Source organism: Paenibacillus sp. KS1, assembly GCF_001680695.1.
Taxonomy (GTDB): domain Bacteria; phylum Bacillota; class Bacilli; order Paenibacillales; family Paenibacillaceae; genus Paenibacillus_B; species Paenibacillus_B suaedae.
In genome coordinates this window covers 1-19437 of the sequence record NZ_MAIS01000087.1, presented here as the reverse complement: position 1 = coordinate 19437, position 19437 = coordinate 1, and the positions used below count along the sequence as shown (strand labels likewise).

The 19437-nt window shown below is 49.7% G+C and carries 17 protein-coding genes; 5 read left to right on the top strand and 12 right to left on the bottom strand.

All coding sequences use genetic code 11. The features are described from left to right. Positions 1–110: 110 nt before the first annotated feature. Both BBG47_RS22660 and tdh read right to left on the bottom strand, forming a co-directional pair. Positions 111–1289, bottom strand: coding sequence for a glycine C-acetyltransferase (locus tag BBG47_RS22660; protein ID WP_065293605.1), 1179 nt, complete (start codon positions 1287–1289; stop codon positions 111–113). A gap of 60 nt (positions 1290–1349) precedes the next feature. Further along, positions 1350–2408, bottom strand: coding sequence for an L-threonine 3-dehydrogenase (tdh, locus tag BBG47_RS22655; protein ID WP_028533664.1), 1059 nt, complete (start codon positions 2406–2408; stop codon positions 1350–1352). Between the two features lie 159 nt (positions 2409–2567). Here tdh and BBG47_RS22650 point away from each other — a divergent pair, with 159 nt between their 5' ends. After that, a complete protein-coding gene (locus BBG47_RS22650) occupies positions 2568–3134 on the top strand; it encodes a helix-turn-helix domain-containing protein (protein ID WP_065293604.1) in 567 nt (188 codons plus the stop codon). A gap of 126 nt (positions 3135–3260) precedes the next feature. Then, positions 3261–4340 (top strand): ChbG/HpnK family deacetylase, encoded by a 1080-nt coding sequence (locus BBG47_RS22645; protein ID WP_065293603.1) that lies wholly within the window; start codon positions 3261–3263, stop codon positions 4338–4340. 70 nt (positions 4341–4410) lie between these two features. On the opposite strand, the gene BBG47_RS22640 is transcribed toward BBG47_RS22645, so the two are convergent. The 6 genes from BBG47_RS22640 to BBG47_RS22615 form a co-directional block, all read right to left on the bottom strand. After that, positions 4411–7098, bottom strand: a complete 2688-nt coding sequence (locus tag BBG47_RS22640; RefSeq protein ID WP_065293602.1) for a transglutaminase-like domain-containing protein — start codon at positions 7096–7098, stop codon at positions 4411–4413. Then, entirely contained in the window at positions 7061–8572 is a 1512-nt protein-coding gene (locus BBG47_RS22635) for a DUF58 domain-containing protein (RefSeq protein ID WP_065293601.1), read from the bottom strand. The genes BBG47_RS22640 and BBG47_RS22635 overlap by 38 nt, the downstream gene beginning before the upstream one ends. Continuing rightward, a complete protein-coding gene (locus BBG47_RS22630; protein WP_065293600.1) occupies positions 8569–9762 on the bottom strand; it encodes an AAA family ATPase in 1194 nt (397 codons plus the stop codon). The genes BBG47_RS22635 and BBG47_RS22630 overlap by 4 nt, the downstream gene beginning before the upstream one ends. Positions 9763–10010: 248 nt before the next feature. Then, a complete protein-coding gene (locus BBG47_RS22625; RefSeq protein ID WP_065293599.1) occupies positions 10011–11474 on the bottom strand; it encodes a polysaccharide deacetylase family protein in 1464 nt (487 codons plus the stop codon). Between the two features lie 255 nt (positions 11475–11729). Next, complete coding sequence (locus BBG47_RS22620) at positions 11730–13055, bottom strand: FtsW/RodA/SpoVE family cell cycle protein (protein ID WP_065293598.1); 1326 nt, start codon at positions 13053–13055, stop codon at positions 11730–11732. 2 nt (positions 13056–13057) lie between these two features. Next, positions 13058–13390: a PadR family transcriptional regulator gene (locus BBG47_RS22615; RefSeq protein WP_065293597.1), complete on the bottom strand. Its 333-nt coding sequence runs from the start codon at positions 13388–13390 to the stop codon at positions 13058–13060. Positions 13391–13643: 253 nt separating this feature from the next. Here BBG47_RS22615 and BBG47_RS22610 point away from each other — a divergent pair, with 253 nt between their 5' ends. The 3 genes from BBG47_RS22610 (at position 13644) to BBG47_RS22600 (ending at position 16368) form a co-directional block, all read left to right on the top strand. Next, positions 13644–14420, top strand: a complete 777-nt coding sequence (locus BBG47_RS22610) for an ABC transporter permease (protein WP_021252233.1) — start codon at positions 13644–13646, stop codon at positions 14418–14420. Next, positions 14417–15208 (top strand): ABC transporter permease, encoded by a 792-nt coding sequence (locus BBG47_RS22605; RefSeq protein ID WP_065293596.1) that lies wholly within the window; start codon positions 14417–14419, stop codon positions 15206–15208. Before BBG47_RS22610 ends, BBG47_RS22605 begins: the two co-directional genes overlap by 4 nt. A 182-nt stretch (positions 15209–15390) precedes the next feature. Continuing rightward, entirely contained in the window at positions 15391–16368 is a 978-nt protein-coding gene (locus tag BBG47_RS22600; protein ID WP_065293595.1) for an ABC transporter ATP-binding protein, read from the top strand. Between the two features lie 207 nt (positions 16369–16575). Here the strand turns inward: BBG47_RS22600 and bcp are convergent, their stop codons facing one another. The 4 genes from bcp to BBG47_RS22580 all read right to left on the bottom strand — a co-directional run. Next, a complete protein-coding gene (gene bcp, locus BBG47_RS22595; protein WP_065293594.1) occupies positions 16576–17055 on the bottom strand; it encodes a thioredoxin-dependent thiol peroxidase in 480 nt (159 codons plus the stop codon). Between the two features lie 170 nt (positions 17056–17225). Next, positions 17226–18011, bottom strand: a complete 786-nt coding sequence (locus BBG47_RS22590; RefSeq protein ID WP_021252237.1) for an ABC transporter permease — start codon at positions 18009–18011, stop codon at positions 17226–17228. 5 nt (positions 18012–18016) lie between these two features. Beyond that, the gene (locus BBG47_RS22585) at positions 18017–18811 is read right to left on the bottom strand and encodes an ABC transporter permease (protein WP_065293593.1); all 795 of its coding nucleotides are present in this window, start codon (positions 18809–18811) and stop codon (positions 18017–18019) included. Then, positions 18804–19437, bottom strand: a 634-nt coding sequence (locus BBG47_RS22580) for an AAA family ATPase (RefSeq protein WP_175400619.1), incomplete at its 5' end; no start/stop codon positions are given. The genes BBG47_RS22585 and BBG47_RS22580, both read right to left, overlap by 8 nt.

Genomic DNA, 19437 nt, shown 5'->3' with positions numbered 1-19437 from the left:
ATTAGGCTGCGACTAGTCTCAACGGTTCAGCTATATATAGCGCTTACATTAAAAAAATATTCAAAGAAGCTTGCAGATATGCCTAAGCATATCTACAAGCCTCCTCAACCTTACAATATTCCAAATTCAGTGCCAACCTTCTTCAACACATCTCGTGCAAACTCCAAATCATCAGCTGTATGCTGTGCGGTTACAATTAATCGAACCCGGCCACGCTCTAGCGCTACAGTCGGATATACAATTCCTTGCGCACATATCCCTTCTTCCAGCAATCGCTGTGAGAAGGCCATCGTTCGTGCTGGATCACCGACAATAATCGGGATAATCGGCGTCTCGCTCCCTCCGGTATCGAATCCGTCTGCCTGCAAGGAAGCACGGAATGAATTCGCGTTGGCCCACAGCCGCTCCGTCAGCTCCGGTTCACGCTGCAGAACGTCAATGGCTGCCAAGCATGTTGCCGCGACAGAAGGCGGAAGCGCCGTGCTGAACAGGAACGAACGCGCCGTATGAGTTAAATACTCCTTCAACACTTGGGAGGTGGCTACATATCCCCCAACAGCACCAACCGCCTTGGACAAAGTACCTACTTGAATATGCACCCGGCCATGCAGCCCGAAGTGATCAGTAGATCCCTTGCCGCATTTGCCAAGCACGCCGCTTGCGTGCGCATCATCGACATAGACAAGGGCGTCATACCGTTCAGCCAGCTCTACAATACTCGGCAGCGGGGCAATATCCCCATCCATGCTGAATACGCCATCTGTTACCACAATCCGTTGACGATACGAGCCGGATTCCTTGAGTACGTCTTCAAGCTGATCCATATTTTTATGCGCATATATGCGTTTATTGGTTTTCGTAAGGCGGATGCCATCAATAATACTCGCATGATTCAATTCATCACTGATAACCACATCATCCGGACCAAGAATAGAAGATAGCACGCCTTGATTCGTCGTAAAACCAGACTGGAATACAAGCGTGGCCTCCGTCCCCTTGAATTCCGCCAAGCGCTGCTCCAATCGGTCATGAATGTCAAGTGTCCCTGTAATCGTTCGTACCGAGCCTGCCCCTACTCCATAGGCTTCAATCGCCTCAATGGCAGCTTTCTTAAGGGCTGGATGCTTCGTCAATCCCAAATAGTTGTTCGAAGACATTTGCAGCACACGGCGACCATCCTGTAACGTCATCCAAGAATCGGATCCTCCCTGCCATACAGTGAGCGGCCGATACCGTCCTTCTGCCTTCAGGCTCTTCAGTTGACCCTCGATTACTTCAAATCCTGCCATTAGTCCAACCTCCCGAATTAGATTACATGTTGAATCATCTGAATCCTTCACCTAAGGAACCTATATTGCTCGGTTAAGGTCATGCGAGAATACAATTTTCCCACATTTCCCAGACGCCATTAGCTCAAATGCTTCTTCATACTGATCCAGTCGGAAATGATGCGTAACGAGCGGCTCTAAATTCAAGCGGCCGCGATTGAGCAGACCCTTGATCTGATACCAAGTATCGAACATGCGCCGTCCTGTAATCCCTTCAATATGCAGACCTTTGAAAATAATATCCCTTGCCAAGTCGAATGGCACTTCCTCTGTCGGAATGCCAAGCAGAGATACGCGAGCAGCTTGTGCAGCCGCTTTCAAAGCATCGCGGATCGCCCCAGGATGACCGGACATTTCCAGCACGACCTCTGCGCCCTCACCGCCAGTATGCTGCATTAAGGTGTCGACAAGCGGCTCCTCCGCACTATTAATGATGACATCAGCGCCCATTGCTTTGGCCATATCCAATCGGTACGAATTCACATCTACAGCAATTACAGTCCCGCTTCCACAGGCCTTCGCAACCGCGATCGCCATCAGTCCGATCGGTCCAACGCCGATAACCGCTACACTCTTGCCTACGATATCGCCGGACAACGCAGCCTGCACCGCATTGCCGAGTGGATCCTGCAAGCATGCAATATGCGGCGGAAGCTTCGGATCGTTATGGATGACATTGCTGTCTCGAACAACTGCATATTCCGCGAAACAGCCTGGTATCGTTATGCCGAAGCTGCGTGTGTTCGCGCACACATGCGCATTGCCTGTACGACAAGCCTTGCACATCCCACAGACCACATGCCCTTCGCCTGATACATAATCCCCTGGCTTCACATTCGTCACTTCATTGCCAACGGCAGTAACTACGCCTGCGAATTCATGACCGAACACATTAGGTGTAACAACGGTCCGCGCAGCCCAATCATCCCATTTGTAAATATGAACATCCGTACCGCATATCGAGGATGCCTGCACCCGAATGAGTACGTCATGGGGGCCATAGGCAGGTATAGGCACCTCTTGTAATACTGCTCCAGGCTTGCGCTCTGCCTTCACTAATCCGATCATCGTTTGGGTCATAAACTGATTGCCCCTTCCTCGATTTTTTCTTACAATAGAAGCAGTAAATATTTCTAACATTTTCCTGTATAATATATTATACGTTTGTGCGTTATATTGTACATGGTGATTTGTATGATTTTGGAATGGATTGGATAGACAACCAGAGAGGAGTATCCCATGTCAGAACCGATACATAAGAAAATCGGCAAGAATCTACAAGAAATACGTAAATCACGGGGCCTTAGCCTTGATCAAGTATCCGAAATGAGTGGAGTCAGTAAGGGTATGCTGGGGCAAATTGAACGCGGAGAATCGAATCCAACCATTTCTGTTCTATGGAAAATTGTGAATGGACTCCGTATTTCATTTGCAACTTTAATGGAAGAATCAACCCCGAACGTCACCGTTGTGCACATGGACGAAACGACGCCCCTTGTGGAAGAAGAGGGGGATTACCGCGCATATCCAATTTTCCCGTTCGAGCAGGATAAAGGATTTGAAGTATATAGTGTCGTCATCGAGCCGAGCTGCAGCTATACCTCCGAGCCGCATTACGAGGGTGTCGATGAATTCATCATGGTCATGAATGGACAGCTTCAAGTCGGCATTGGCGGGAACACGTATATCCTCGAACCGAATATGGCGCTCCGTTTCACCGCGAACGAAAGTCATACATACACCAATAATACGGATGAAGTGATCCGCTATATCACACTGCTTCATTACCCTACCGTGGGCAAATAATCGAGACGGGCATAGGGTTCTCCTTTTTAATTGTCAGCTAATTTATGGATATGTGGACAATTGCACTTTCCTTTGCACCCGTCTCATCATCTATTAGTACTAAAACAATAGAAGGTGGGATTGTCATTGTCTCGATATTTAATCATTAATGCTGACGACCTCGGTCTATCGAACAGCGTGAATCGCGGTATCTTGGAAGCTCACCGGCTTGGAACAGTCAGCAGTGCGTCCTTAATGATCAACACCCCTGGCTTCCTCGATGCTGTGTCCATTGCTCGATCTACCCCCTCCCTGGGAGTGGGACTGCACTGCAATTTAACCTATGGCTCGCCTGTTACCGATCCAACTCTTATCCCTTCTCTCGTACGAGAGGACGGCTCCTTCCACGGCATGCTGGATGATTGGACAGAGCAAGATATCTCACTTGAACTCGACAACCAGTATCAGCGCATGGTGCAGCATGGTCTTCATCCTACCCATATTGATTCGCACCACCATATCCATTTCTACAGTCAAGGCGTATACGCATGGGTCAAACGCCTGGCTCAACAGGAACAGCTTCCTGTGCGTGTGCACCCTAGTAGGCCGGATCCCGAACTTCCATGGGTTGCTGACACGCTAATGATGCACACATTTAGCAAAGACACAGGTGTATCCCTGCTCTTGAAGCTGGTGAACAATGCCCCGCAAGGAATCACGGAGATTCTATGCCACCCTGGATATGTGGATGACGATGTTAGGCGCTTATCGACGTGGACGACAGCGAGAGAAGAGGAATTGCAGGTCTTCCTCGATCCCCAAATTGCTGCCCACCTTGCGAGCCTGCACAAGCGCGGTGTTCTTCACTTGGTCCATTATGGACAGCTGCCAACCATTCGCACACATGGCGATCTTCGATATTGGACTGATGCATCTATGTCTATCCCTGCTGCTAAGGAGAGCGCTGCTCCAGTTCACTACCCACGTAAACGCAGAACCGCTTCCTCCACTTCCATACGGACTCGCAAATACGGTAAAAAAAGAAAACGTAGAACCGCGCGTTCCGGTGCCAGACTTACTCGACGCAGCAGTAGACGTATCAATAAGCGCATCAATAGACGTCTCCGCAAACGTCCGCTAAGAGGAGGCGTGCTTGCCAAGAAGCGTGTACGAAGCAAAACATCTTGGCAAAATCGTCGAATCTCCAAGAGAAAGAAATCTGCGTAATTCCTATCAGGCATAAGTCACTATGATAATCGGCGGAAATAAAAAAATGAATCCTCCTTAATTGGAGGATTCATCGCTTATCTCGATTACAGTCGCGAAGCACTCGTGCACAGCCATCAACAAACTGCTGCTGTACAGCTGCATTCCCTTGCTGCCCCCCGAAGAAAAGCAAATTGCATGCAGTTATAAATTGATCTAGCGGTTCCTTATCACGCTCCAAGTCTTGATGTTCTGTATGGCGTGTCGGATTGCTTGCAGATGGAATACGAGTTCTGGCAGCTTGCCCAGCATACTCATTCCATGTCATTCCACATGGCTTAGCACCGTATTTGCGCTCGACAAGCGACCAAGCGATACGCCCCATTTCCTGTACGCGACTCATACGGAAGCTGTGCTGCTGCGCATGCACCAGTCGGCGAAGTTTGCGCTGCATCGCATTGCGCTGCCATGCCCATTTCATAGTGAGCAATAGAAACACGATAAAGATCACGCCGCCAAATAGGAGAACCGGCATCTGTGTAACCGCCTTGCGGACAAGGGATAGCAACGCTGTACCAATCCCACTGCGGGAAGCCTCGCTTGTCCATTCCTCGGGAACACGCTGAAGCGCATGCCATTCCTGCTCAATATGGGCACGAGTGGCCTGTACTCCAGTGTCCCACCATTGTGCGATCTTGTTGCCGAACTGACGAACCGCCCCCCAACCCTCTCCAGTCTTCTCGGCTGCTGCATCGTTCAACATCGCGACAACCTCTGGTGGCGTACGGTACCCGGCTTGTTCTGATGCAGCGGTAGATAATCCGCTCGTACCTTCGCTTATGGGAGTAGAAGCCGTAATGACGTCAGGATTCGAAGCAGCCACAGAGCCTCCTGGTACGCCTATAGGCGGAGTCGCTTCAAACGGCACCCATCCTATGGAGGCGAAATACACCTCAACCCAGGAATGAGCATCCGTCCCTCGAATTGTGTAATGTCCAGGCGAATCAGCTTCTCCCGGAGCGAACCCCTTCACCCAGCGGGCTGGAATGCCCTGAGTGCGAAGCAGCACGGTCATTGATGTCGAGAAATGATTGCAATACCCCTGCCTCGAGTCAAACAGAAAATAATCGACAAAATCCCTTCCGGCTGGCGGGACGATTGCATCCGACTTGGTATACATGTATTCCTGCTGCAAAAACTGCTGCACCCTCCGAACCTTGTCATACTGGCTGTCTGCCCCCGCTGTAATGCGTTTGCCTAGCTCACGAACGCGATTCGGAAGCGCCTCTGGCAGCTGCAATCCGGTCGCGCGTATATCATCCGACCACACCTTCTCCGGTGCTGATTGAAGCAGTTCTGTCTGAAAACGAAACACCCTTGTCTCATACTGATAGGTTAATGGAATCCCCGTCGTATCCGATATTCCGATGTCAGCTCCGTACCGTTCGGATAGGGAATTATAGCGAACGAAATGCTGTGATGGAACTTCATTTCCAGCCTCTTCTGCATTAGGAAGCCAAGAGGTTATCCGCTCTGGCACCCCTCCGAACAGCAAGGGATACTTCGGCTTGAACCCCTTCCATATAATCGTCTGTTGAAAAGGTTCCGACCACCCTTCATGCCCCCCCGTTTGGTCTAATTGCAAAGAGCTTGACAGTTCAATTTTCTCTTCTCCCTTTTGCGGGCTCGTCCAGCCCCTCCCCGTATAGATGGATTTGCTCTCTCCCCGCCAATACGTAGGCTCAGGAGATATCGCGGTGAACCATTCCTCATTATTGTCACGCAATGGACGTCCCAGCTCAGAGTCGTCTGTGCTATAGCCTGTTACCATCATCGATGTACGGACTTGATCCTGCCCCTCTACAGCCGATCCGTTATTCCCATCTTTTCTTCCCCTGCCTCGTTCCGCCAAATCATTTGGTTGTAATGACTGCGTCAATGCTTCGAACGATTTCAGCGGCATTGGCTTCGGCCATGCATACACCTGCTTGATTCCTTCAGCAATCCCAACCACGGCTAAGGACAGCAGCAAGGCGCACAACAACCAGCTAAATGGCCAATGTCCAATGCGTGAGCGTTCTGTATCAGAGTCCAACTGTTCATCCAAATACAGCCACGCTGACAAGAGCAATCCCCAGCCAACCGTTCGCGCGACCGATCCCGTTATTTCGATACCGAATCCCAATTCGAATCCAAATAAATAAACAATTGTTGACACCGTAAAAAAGAGCACCGTCCTGCGGCTTAACATAAGCGATTGAATCGATGACGCCAGCATCGCCCAACCGATGAGAAGAAGCAGTGTCCGCAATTCACCACTTGTGTTCAGCCAATGGCCATCCATCCAGCCATTGATATCTGTGCGCAGTGCGGTACCGATTCTGCCTAAGCCTGCTAACAAAGAACGGACAAACCCTTCACCCATTAGCCAGGAGTCTGACGCATGGGGAAGTACTCGAACGGAGCCGAACATCCAAGCGGTCGTTCCAATCGCCACCATCCCATACAGAACCACAGACAGTGCAGTATGGTAAACAATTGAGCCAAGAAGCAAATATATCGCCACCGCAACGAGAAATGGGCGAACATCGCTCAAGTCAATATTGCGTCCCACCTCTTGCAGGGGATAGAACCACTCTGCGAACAAGGCGAAAAGCAGTACAGTAAATCCAGCAGCCTTCCAACGCATCAACCAGGTAAGCTTGCTGCTTGGAGCCGCAGATGTATGCAGCGGTTGCGATTTACCCTTGTGCTGTCGTCCAACTGTCGGTAGATACACGATACTCACCTCGGTTCTCACTATCGTTCATTCGCTCACTGCTTCTCACTCCGACTCGCTCACTTGCTGCCGCCGAGACACTCGCATTCGCTGTGTTCTGGCTGCCCACAATTCTAGTCGCTGATGGCTCGAATCGTTGGATCTCGTCAGCATTCAGCCATTGATCCACTTGGTGAAGCCCCGTAAAATGCTGTGCAGCCCCCCACTTCTGGGAGTGTCTGTCCCAACTTACAACGGCAAGCCTTCTAGGGACTGCTGCATTTGCATGCACCATCGAAGGAGTTCCCTCTTCATAGTTCCAACGGTGTTCTTCACGCTTGCCCAGCTGCTCGGCAGCGAGTGCGATAATAGCATTCCGAGCACCATGCACACTAGCTCCATCACTGATCCAGAATAAGCGAACGGTATGTCCCGCTTCCATCTTCTGTCTTACAAGGGCTGCTGCCGCTGAAACCGTTGCTTCCATTTGTTGCAGCAGCTTCGTTTCCTTTTGCAAGTCACCCATATTTGCCTTCGCGCTCGATTTCTTATTCGCAGTCGTTTTGATATTTGTACTTTTGTTTGTGTTTTTATTTATGTTCGTATTTGTTTTTGAGTTCATGTTCGTCGTATGCTGAGTCAGCTCATTCCGCCACCCTGTATCATCCACTGCAATATCCCATTGTTCGAGTTGTCCCGCTTCAGGAACACGAACTGCAAGCAATCGGCGCTTCGCATACATTCTCCAGTCAATAGATCTCCATTGATCCCCGGCACGGTACGTTCGAAGCTCAGCACTTTGCATCCCACTCGTCACTGCTGTGCACGGCTCGCCCCCTTCTCCATATAAGGATGGGGAGAACAGCGCTGACTCTTGTTGCCGCTCAGCCGTTCCATAAATGCTTGTGTTCTCAGGGCTTCCCAAGCTTTCCGTAATTTCCATTGCATATTGCTCATTAGCCGACCCATTTCCTGTGCTGAGATCAGGTGCCATAATACATACAGGCGCATTCTCTTCGCTCGGACGGATGATTGCATTGTGCTTGAACCAACCGAATACATCCCCATACTGAAGCTCAATGCGGGTAAGCTCATATACACCTCGCGGAGCCCCTGCAAAGGATGAGGTAAAAGTAAGAGATTGGCGGCGGCGAGGAAATAGAAGTCGTCGACACATCCACGCCCCTCCTGCCCCTCCTGTACGAGTCCAGAACTCTGTCACTCGCAGCCACAATACGGGAAACGGACGCTTCATTGTCATGGTGACGAGAAATACCATGTTCCTGTTCTCATTGCGCTGCGGAATAATCGGTTGGTGTACAGTCTGCACCGAGCGCAGCCTGCTTCCTATCCAATAAGAACGGGCGCTGCTAACCAACATGACACCCAATATGGCTGCCAGGAAGCAGACTGCAGCACTTTCCCGTTGAAACCCGATCCACGCCAGCGCCAAGCAGCCGATAGCTGTGAATAGATGTCTTAGCGCTTGCTTCATTGATAATCTCCTCCGAACCATATGCGCTTCCCTGCTTGGCGTGAGTTCGTCTGCTCTCCTTGAACAGATGGGAACTGCACATCCCTTGCATGTGTACGATAAGTGGAAGCTTGTCTAGTCCTTCCAGCCAGACTCGTAGAGGCTGACGAACCACCTCCGCTCGTCCCCTTCTTTCCTGCAGAACCTGATGGGAATCCGGGTACAGCTGTGTGACCCAGCACCTCCAGCACAATCTCCTCAGCCACAATGCCTGCTCGTACGGCATGGTTGTGGAGCTGTAGCCGATGCGCCAGTACATAGACTGCAACAGCCTTCACATCGTCTGGCACGGCATAAGTTCGTCCCTCTACCCAAGCATGTGCCTGTGCTGAGCGCATCAACGCAAGCGTTCCCCGGGGACTGACCCCGAGCGCTACCGATTCATGAGTACGAGTCGCTAGCGCCAGATCCGCCATATAGCGGCACAGTGCTTCATCTACATGCACCATATGCACGCGTCTCACGAGTAAGCGCCATTCCTCTGGAGTCCATAGCGGCTTAACACGCATCAATGGATGCTCTTCTCGCTGGCGGAGCAGCATATCTGCCTCATGTTCAGCATGCGGATATCCAATTGACAATCGCATCATGAAGCGATCTGCTTCCGCTTCCGGCATCCGATACGTCCCTTCGAAATACTGTGGATTCTGAGTACCGATCAGCATAAATGGATCCGGAAGCGGACGCGTCATGCCGTCCACGGTCACCATCCGCTCCTCCATCGCTTCAAGCAGAGCTGACTGCGTCCTAGCAGGGGCTCGGTTCAACTCATCAGCGAGCACTACATTCGCCTGGAGTGCTCCTTCGCTGTAGCGCAGCTCACCGCTGCTTGGCTCCCAAACCATACTGCCCGTAATATCAGCAGGCATCATATCGGGCGTCATCTGAATGCGACGGAAGGATCCACCTGTCACTCGCGCCATGGCACGTGCCAGTACCGTCTTCCCAACCCCAGGCACATCCTCAAGTAGAATATGTCCCCCGCTTATCATCGCAAGCCCCGCCATCGTAATCACTTCTCTCTTGCCCACAATGACCTGCTCCATACGTTCCAGATAAGCAATCCAGCCCCGCTGCGCGAACTCGGCCAGCCACACATCTGTATCCCGCTGGGGACGCTGTCCACCACTAACACTCCATTCATTCGTCATGCGATTCCCTCCCTATCAACTCTGAACGGTGTATATCATTTTTAACTTTCTTTTCTTTGCAATTCATAGACAACACATGACAAAAAAAAGCCCGGAACGATTCCCGCGTGCCTCTGCACGTCCTGTAATCGTCCCGGGCCGTTCTATATACCAGTGTCGCCCAAGCTATTTGTTTTCAAACCTATCAATTTTGCATTCTCTTATCCATAGCAGGTACATTTTCATCATACATCTACTCTTTACTCCATCTACTCTTGCTTCTCTATTGGTTTAAGCGGGGACAGCATATAACTAGTCATCTTTACACCGAATGCATCCAACACTTGCCGTAATGGTACCCATGTTACATACTTCTCGGTCACAATACGAAGAGGCTGCACCTTCACCTCACCGTCCTCTCCTGATTGACCAATCAACTCCATCTTGCCCGCTCGTACATCAATGCCTAACGAACTATTATTCCACTCAATATCTACCCGTTCCAATTCTGTATTCCATTTCACGGTACCGTTCAATCGCTCCACCAGCATACGAAGCGGAACATAGGTAAGATCTTGATAACTCATGAACTGATCCGGCGCAAATTCAAGTTCGCCTTGCTCCGTCGCAATCGTCAGTTGTCTGTCCAGCTTCACTGGTTCAGCAGGCTTCTGATTCGTCTTCGGATCCGTTGCGCCGCCTGCGGTAGTGTCTGGCTTTTGACCCGGCTTCTGTGCCTTATCATTGCTCACTGTTTGAATCGGCTTCACGTTGGCCTCGATCCACGCTTTACTTACAGATGTTCTCGACCAGCGCTGCTTGGCAGCCAGCTTGAACTGCACAGGTTTCACATAAGAAGAGAGCACATCAAAGGTATACCCCTTCGTTTTGTAATAGCGAATAATTTCCGGCAGTGCCTTCACGGTCTCGCCATGCCCCACCCCATCGTGCATAAGCACGACGGTTGACGGAAGCAGAGCACCGTCTTTGACGCCTTGAACAATCTCCTTCGCAGGAACACCGCGCCGCTTCGAATCGTTGCTGTCTACATGCCAGTCATAGACGAGATAGCCTGCTTGATTCATCAAATCAAAATACTGCTTGTCAAAGTTCAAAAATGTACCGCCTGGAGCACGAACAAGTTCTGGCTCATAGCCTACGATCTTCTTAACAGCCTCGCCTGTACGCTTAATTTGACTCCAGAATTTACGGAAATCACTGTATAGCTCTGAATAATCATGATTATAACTATGATTGCCTAATGCATGGCCTTCATTTACAATTCGCTCCACTAGCTTAGGGTTCCGTTCTGCTTGCTGACCTAATACGAAGAACGTGCCCTTCACTTTCTCCTGCTGCAAAATATCGAGTACTTCTTTCGTATGTACACTTGGTCCGTCGTCGAATGTCAGATACACGACCTTGTCCGGCTTATTGGCAGGGACTTCAGACTTGCTCTTACTGCTTACTAGAACCGGTGCAGCCGCAGGCTCAACACCAACCTGTTGCCCTGCAATCTGTGAAGAAACAGCCGCTGACAACACAGAAGTCTGATCTCCGACCCCCACCAGTGTATGTGAACTAGATTCATGCCTATCCACCACATGCCCTGACGAAGCATAAGCTATATGCTTCGTTGGTGGCTGTCCGTCTACGAACGTCAACGTTCCAATCAGAACAAGCAAGGCGCACAGCGCCGTTATCATTACCGATTTCAACTTGCCATTCATCATTATCATCGTCTCCTTCTTCCCTTTCGTAGTGCAGTCATCGTGAACTTGTCCTTGTTTCTATTACCCTATTGCTAGATTATATGGCGGAAATAAAAAAAGATGACACCGAATGGGTGCCACCTTCATTTCATTGCGGCTACTCCTTGATCATACGATTTCACTAGTCGAATAACAACATTTTCCTATTCAAAAAAAGGGGACATCGATTGGATGTCACCTTTTCCTCGTTGCTGCTACTACGAGCATATGTGTAGATCACCGATTCATAACCGGTATCATATCTTTATTCCAATGTGCGCTTGAGTACAATCCTAGCAGCATCATCCACAATACAATCTCACTCCCGCCTGAACCAAGCATTGGGAACCCTGCTCCGTTGATAGGGATAATGCCAATAATCCCTCCTATGTATAACAAGCAGTGCACAGCCATCATGCTGCTGATCAGAATTCCAAGACCTTTGGCATAAGGATCGCGAAATAGCAAAGCTTGCCTGAACATGGTCGTGATTATAATAGTGAGAGCTATCAGCATAATTAGACCGCCTACCCAACCGAACATATGAATGATCGCAATGCTTAAGTTATCGCTAGTCACATAAGGTAGGGATGCAAGCTCTCCTATACCATGGCCGAACCAGCCTGCTCCGCGAAGAATTTGCTGGGTGATGTTATGGAGGTATGAAATGTCTGCAGAACCGTTCAGCGTATGGAGCCAATTTTCAATTCTTATATTCACTAGAAGGCGCAACCTCTCTATGAATCCGTAACATAGTCCTCCTGCAATTACAATCCCACAAGCAGCCCACTTAAAATGTCCCCACTTCCATCCTGCTAACTTACCAACGACCAGCACCCCGCATAGAAAGGTACATAACTGCAATAGCCGGCCATCTGCAAGATAGATAATAATAGGCGGAGATAATAAGGCGAGAAGTAGTGTCGTACGATGCATCTTAACGAATTTATTGCTCGTTATCGAATACAGCGCGATCAGAACCAAAAAAGGACTAATATATAACATATTAATCGAGATAGTCCCAATTGACAGAAAGGATTGTCCGTTTATACTCAAAGATGAATAAATTGTAAGGATGCTAAGCAGCAGAGTTAAGCTATATAGCCACACTGCTCCTTTTTGCAATTTCTGATAACCTACCCAAAATGCAAACAGAAAAGCCACCACCCCCGGTACTAGACGCCATGCATAGCCCTCGGCAGATAAGCGATAAAGATCTTGAGGATTCCCAGCTTGCACGGCAAACAAGCCAACTACACAAATAGCAATCCACACGAATACGGATATCCATAGCTTCCAAGGCGCCTTAGGACGATGCACCTGATTGAACTGCGCTGCCATAACGGAAGGCCCCCCCATGTTGCGCACTGCCTGCTGTGCAGCCGCTGATTCATCCATACCATGATCCATCCCATACTCGATCTCATTCAATAGATGATCCAGCAATTCTGCTCGAATCTCACCGTGCATCTGCTTGGCCTTCACGTGAGCCAGAACATCACCTACAAATTGTTCAAGGTTAGAGCTGTGCTTCGTGTCTCTTCCTTCCTCACTCCGCGTCATCCCTATACCTCCCCCAGCACCTGATCAAGCGAACGACGGAATAAGCGCCATTCTTGCGTCTTCTCTTGCAGAAGCTTGCGCCCCTGTTCCGTAATTCGGTAGTATTTGCGGGCTCTGCCGTTTGCCTCATTCCAATAAGCTTCCACCTCGCCTTTACTTTCGAGTGCATGAAGAATTGGATACAGCGTCCCTTCCTTTAGAGCGAACAATCCCGAAGACGCGGCTTCCAATCGCTTGGACAACTCGTAGCCATACATTTCTTCCTTCTCCAGCATGGACAAGATAAGCATAGCCGTACTGCCTTTTAATAGTTCCTTGCTAACCTTAGGCTGCATGATATCGATTATCCCTCCCATATCTATGTAATACCTAGATATACTATATATCGTAAATCTAGGTGTTGGCAAGTATAGGAACAAGGACAGGAATATGAGTATTAACTTTCAGCCGTTCCGTGCTGCATCCAAAATAATACTTGCCATCTCAACAACGTATCTGGTACTATATTCCTCGCTCTCTTTTTATTCATTTCACCTAGCATCACTAGTATGGCACGCCGCAATACGTAGAAGATGACGGAGGTGGAGAATGCTCTTTTTTACTTTGGCTCGCAAAAAGTATCTCAGTAATTTGCAATACCGCAGTGCCCATATGGTGCACAACATCGCCAGCTTCATGTTCGGATTTATCTACATTTCGATCTGGACAGGGATTGGCGAAGGAAGGCCGCTTGGCGAGTATGGCTTGAATGGCATCGTAAGCTACGTCGCTTTCAATCAAGCTAGCTTGTGGGTTGCTGCCTTTCTAACGAATGGACTTGGCATCCAGCAGTCCGTCCGAACCGGACAGATCGCCCTTGATCTCGTTCGTCCCGTTCACTTGTTCTATCAGCTGATGAGCAAGGAATGGGGGCAAATCGCCTACCAGTTCGTGTACAAGTTTTTACCGATCTACATTTTATATTTCTTCGTAATGCCGCTTCACGTCCCCTCTACCATTATCACTTACGTGTGGACCGCTGTAGCTTTGACGCTGGCCGCGTACATTTCAATTTGCCTGAACTATCTGATCGGAGCCGCTGCGCTCTGGACAACAGAATCAGTCTGGCTGTACTGGGTCAATTATGCGTTCAGCATGCTGCTGTCGGGCTTTCTCATTCCAATCGAATGGCTGCCATCTTGGCTTGCCGACATTAGTCGTGCCTCATTCTATCCGTTCTTGCATTATGTCCCTACTCGAATCTATCTCGGCATGGAATCCCCGTCCGCGCTGTTAGGTTCGCTGATGTGGTGCATCGTATTCACTGCCGCATGTCTCGCCGTTACCGGGATTATGCGACGCAAGGTGGAGGTGCAGGGCGGATGAAGTGGATTCGTATGTATGTGCTGCTCGTGCGCGCAAGTATTCGCAGCCGCATGCAGTACAAGTTTAATTTCTGGTTCTCTACGCTAATGGCGGCCGTTATCAGTGTCGTCGAATTTCTTATGCTTGCAGTCATTTTGCTGAAGTTCGGCCATATCCAAGGCTGGAGCTTGGCGGAGGCTGGATATTTGTATGCCATCTTATCCTTGTCCAAGGCAATATACCGAATGATTGCTTCGGACGTGCACCACTTGGAGAACTATCTGGTTAACGGAGCTCTTGATAGTCTGCTCCTGCGTCCTGTCCCTGTACTGCTGGCGCTGATGTCACAGAATTTCTCCATTAGGCTCGGAGAGTTCATCCAAGGAACCGCGATATTGACCATCAGCATGAATGTTATGATGCGCAGCGGACAGATTGGATGGACTGCCATACCGCTCACGATATTTGTCATCTTATCGGGTGCCGTCCTGCTGTTTGCCATTGGATTGTTAACCGCATCGGCCGGCTTCTGGGTAACCCGTATCGAGGAATTGCAGAACATTACGGAGGATGCTGCTCGTACGGCAGCGCAATACCCAATGACCATTTATCCGAAATGGATGCAAGGAGTGCTGCTTAGCATCATTCCCGTCGGGTTCGCGAACTATATTCCTTCGCTCTACATCTTGCGTCATCAATCCGGCATATGGCTAATTGGTCTGTCCACCGCGATTACGACCGTCGTGTTCCTGATTGCCCTGCGCGTGTGGAAGATTGGGATTTCCCGTTATCAGAGCACAGGGAGCTAAGCTGACGTCCATATTGAGCACAATGCAGAGCCCGATATGGAACTCGATATGTAGTTCGGTATGAAGTTCGATCAGCAGCTTGATATAAAACTAGCTATAGAGCAGAATGCAATAACGGCAACAATCAACCTGAAAAAGCAACAGGCAACACACGTAACGAACGGAATTAAAGGGGGATACTCGTGATTACCGTAACCGATTTACATAAACGCTTCGTCCGGCCCGCCCCGAAGGAAGGTGCCTTCAAGGGCATTCGCTCCCTAATCTCTCGCGACAAGATTGTGAAGGAAGCTGTTCAGGGCATCAGCTTCACGATCAATAGCGGTGAATTCGTCGGATATATTGGGCCGAATGGCGCAGGCAAGTCTACGACAATTAAGATGCTGTCTGGCATTTTGCATCCGACATCTGGCGACGTGCGGATATTTGGACTAAGTCCTTATAAGGCCCGTCGGCAAGTAACCCGCCGGCTTGGTGTCCTTTTCGGACAGCGCACTCAACTATGGTGGGATCTGCCGACGCGAGATTCCTATGATATTCTGTCCGCGATGTATGGGCTCGATCCTGCAGAGAAGCAGAAGCGCATCAAGCAGCTGACCGAATTGCTTGAGATGGACGAGTTCATGAATACGCCCGTACGTCAGCTCTCGCTCGGGCAGCGAATGCGCGCCGATATCGCGGCCGCGCTGCTGCATGATCCGGACATTCTGTTTCTCGATGAGCCAACAATTGGCCTCGACGTCATCGCCAAGAAGAATATTCGCCAGTTCCTAAAGACGATTAATCAGGAGCTCGGCAAGACGATCCTGCTGACAACACATGACATGGACGATATCGAGCAGCTGTGCAATCGCGTTATCGTCATTAATCATGGCAAGCTCGGCTTCGACGGCACAATCGACGACCTGCGCAAGCGCATCGGCTTGCCGACTGTCATCTCGGTTACCTATCGAAGCAGCTGCCAAATCCCTGACCAATCTAAAAACGTACCCAGCCCGCTTCGCTTCCGTGAATTGAACGGCCAGACCTTAACCGTGGAATGCAATCGCGAGGAGCTGAGTGCCATGGAAGCACTCCGCATCCTGGGTCAATTCGGTGAAGTGGAAGACGTTCATATGGAAGAGCCGGATTTCGAGGATGTTATCCACCGTGTGTACTAAACTAAGTACATGCCACGATTTGAAAAAGGGCTTCCCCAGAAGTCAATGTTGACATTGGGTACCCCGTATTACTGTGAAGTTGCATGAAAAAAGACGCTTCCGTTCCACTAATCCAGTGGTTTTGGAGGCGTCTTTCCCTTCCTTGCGGGACTGATTCATTGGTGTCTCCCTGATGGGGACAGCCCTTTCTATATAGATGAAGCGACGCTATGCGAGCTCGCGTACCGCTTCCAGCACTTCATTCGTATGTCCCTTCACCTTGACGCTTCGCCATTCCTTGATGAGCTTGCCTTCTTCATCAATGAGGAAGGTCGAGCGAACAATGCCGTAATATTCGCGACCGTACATCTTCTTAAGCTGCCATACTCCGAACAGATCCGCTACTTCATGCTCCGTGTCAGACAGCAGCGTGAATGGCAGGCTGTGCTTCTCAATAAATTTGGTGTGCGACTTGATCGGATCTGGGCTAATGCCAAGCACGACAACGCCATGTTTCTCAAAGTCTCCATGATAATCACGGAAATCACATGACTCCTGTGTACAGCCTGGCGTCATATCCTTCGGATAGAAATAAATCACGACTTTCTTGCCCCGGTAGTCGCTCAGCTTCACGTCCTGTCCGGTAGATGCCGGCAGCGTAAAGTCAGGGATAACTTGTCCAAGTTCAACTTGCGTGGATTGTGTCATTCGTATGAGGCTCCTTCCCAGCAGCCAAGACTGCCGTTCTATTGCATTAAGCTTATCATCCCCCACTCTTTTTTTCAAAAACAACGAGGCTTAGATTCTAATTCTTTCTACGTGTATAAAAAAACGCCTTCCAAACCTATTGCTGACTTGGAAGGCGACAACCTATTCAATTAGGATCCTGCCCCGCGGTATCGCTTAACACCGATGTTCCACAGCGTTAACCCAAGGGCGAAGAAGATAACTCCCACAACCGGTGTCAGGAGCGCCATCTGCTGCAATCCTTTGCCCTCCATGAAGTAAGAGGCAGGAATGATGCCCACAAATGCGAACGGCAGAATCCATGTGAGCAGCACTTGAATGAACCGATTATAGATCGTTAGCGGATAACGACCGTAGCTCTGAATGTTCCACACGAGCGGCAGAATGCCTGTCGGCGCATCCGAATAGAATGAAATCGATGTTAGTGCAGAATAAATGCCGAAGTACAGCATCACCGATCCGATCAGCATCACGAACAGCATGAGCAGCTCCATGATGCCGAAGTCGAGACCAAGCCTGTTCCAGCAAATGCCCATCATGATTGCACCGACGATAGATCCGATAATGGAGGGGGGATCTACATTTTCAAGGAGAATCTGAAATAGATTATGCGCTGGACGCGTCAATATCCGGTCCATTTCCCCTTTTACGATATATCGCTCACTGAACCCCCACAGATTGAAGAAGCAGCTGAATATGCCATATGGAATCATGAAATAGCCATAGACGAACACCATCTCATCACGCGTCCAGCCAGCCAATGTTGGCGTATGCATGAAAACGATGAAGATGAAGATTAAATTCGTGACCTGAAATAGAAGATCCGATGCGATCTCTATCCAGAAGTCTGCACGATAGGTAAGGCGTGTTTTAATATAGTTTTTCAAATACTCACTAACAAGTCCGAAGTAATACATCGTGATCAACCTCCCTGCACGAACAAGCGTCTGCGCGCGGAACGCCACAGCAGCACAATTGGAATAACAAGCACTACCGCCCACAGCAATTGGATGCCGAGTGCCGCCCACACTTGATCGCCCACCACTCTGCCTGTAAATACAGAGCTCGGCAAATACGTGATCGCTTGGAATGGTAGCCATTCATTCAACGCGAGCAGCCAGCCTGGGAAGAAGCTGATCGGTACAATAACACCAGAGAACAAATCGACGACAACCCGCTTCATACGAATCATGCCCTCATTATTTTCGATGAAAAAGGCCGTCAATCCTGTCAGCATATTCAACTGCGAATTGATCAAGAAGCTCATGAACAGCATGACACCGAACACGGCCCACTGCTTCGGATCTTGCGGAAGCTTCACTGGAAAGAGAATGCACGCGATAATCATACCTGGCCCCATGAAGAGCAGCAGCCGGAACAAGCCTTCGCCGAACGCCTGCATCAGCTTGACGAATAGGTAATTGTAAGGCCGAATAAATTGGATCGCTACGCTGCCATCTCGAATTTCCGTGGCAATATCACGATCCATGTTGTTGAAGTAAAAGGCGCGCGCCATCCAAGATACCGCAATGTAGGTCGTCATCTGGTCAGCCGTAAAGCCTGCAAGTGTTCCTTGTCCGCCGTAGATCGCTTGCCAGGTGAAATAATACACGCCAATGTTGAGCGTATAGATGAGAATGCCGGAATAGTAATTAACACGGTAAGCCAGCATCAACAGGAAGCGAATGCGGATAAATTCAAGATATGCGCTAGCCATGAGTCACCGCTTCCTTCTCCTTGTCGTTCTCTTCCTTGTATTCAAGGTCTTCTGTCTTCGACTCTTGCGCCTGCATAGCCAAGAGAGGGCTCAGTCCTTCCGGCTTCTCCGCCGTGCCCGCCTTGTAAATCTCACGAACGATATCGTCGGTATTCGTCTCAATAATGCTCAAATCCGATATCGACGCACCGCCAACCACTCGCCCTATGACATCCGATACATTCGTGGCAAATGGCACAAGAACTCCGGCTTCATAAGGAGATTCAACTGTCCATTCCACATCAAGGCCGGACGTAAGCGCCTCAACATCACCTGCTCGCATAGGCTTCGCAAATTGGAAACGGACCTCTCGTCCCTTGCCCCACGTCGACTTGAGCGTGTCCAATCCGCCGTCATAAATAATGCGTCCATCATCGAGCATAATGACACGCGTACATAGAGCTTCGATATCCTGCAAATCGTGGGTAGTCAGCAAAATCGTAGTTCCATGCTCTGCATTCAGCTGCTTCAGGAACTCGCGAATTTCCGTCTTCACGACAATGTCGAGTCCAATCGTCGGTTCATCCAGAAATAGCACAGAAGGACGGTGCAGCAGGGATGCCACCAATTCACAGCGCATGCGCTGT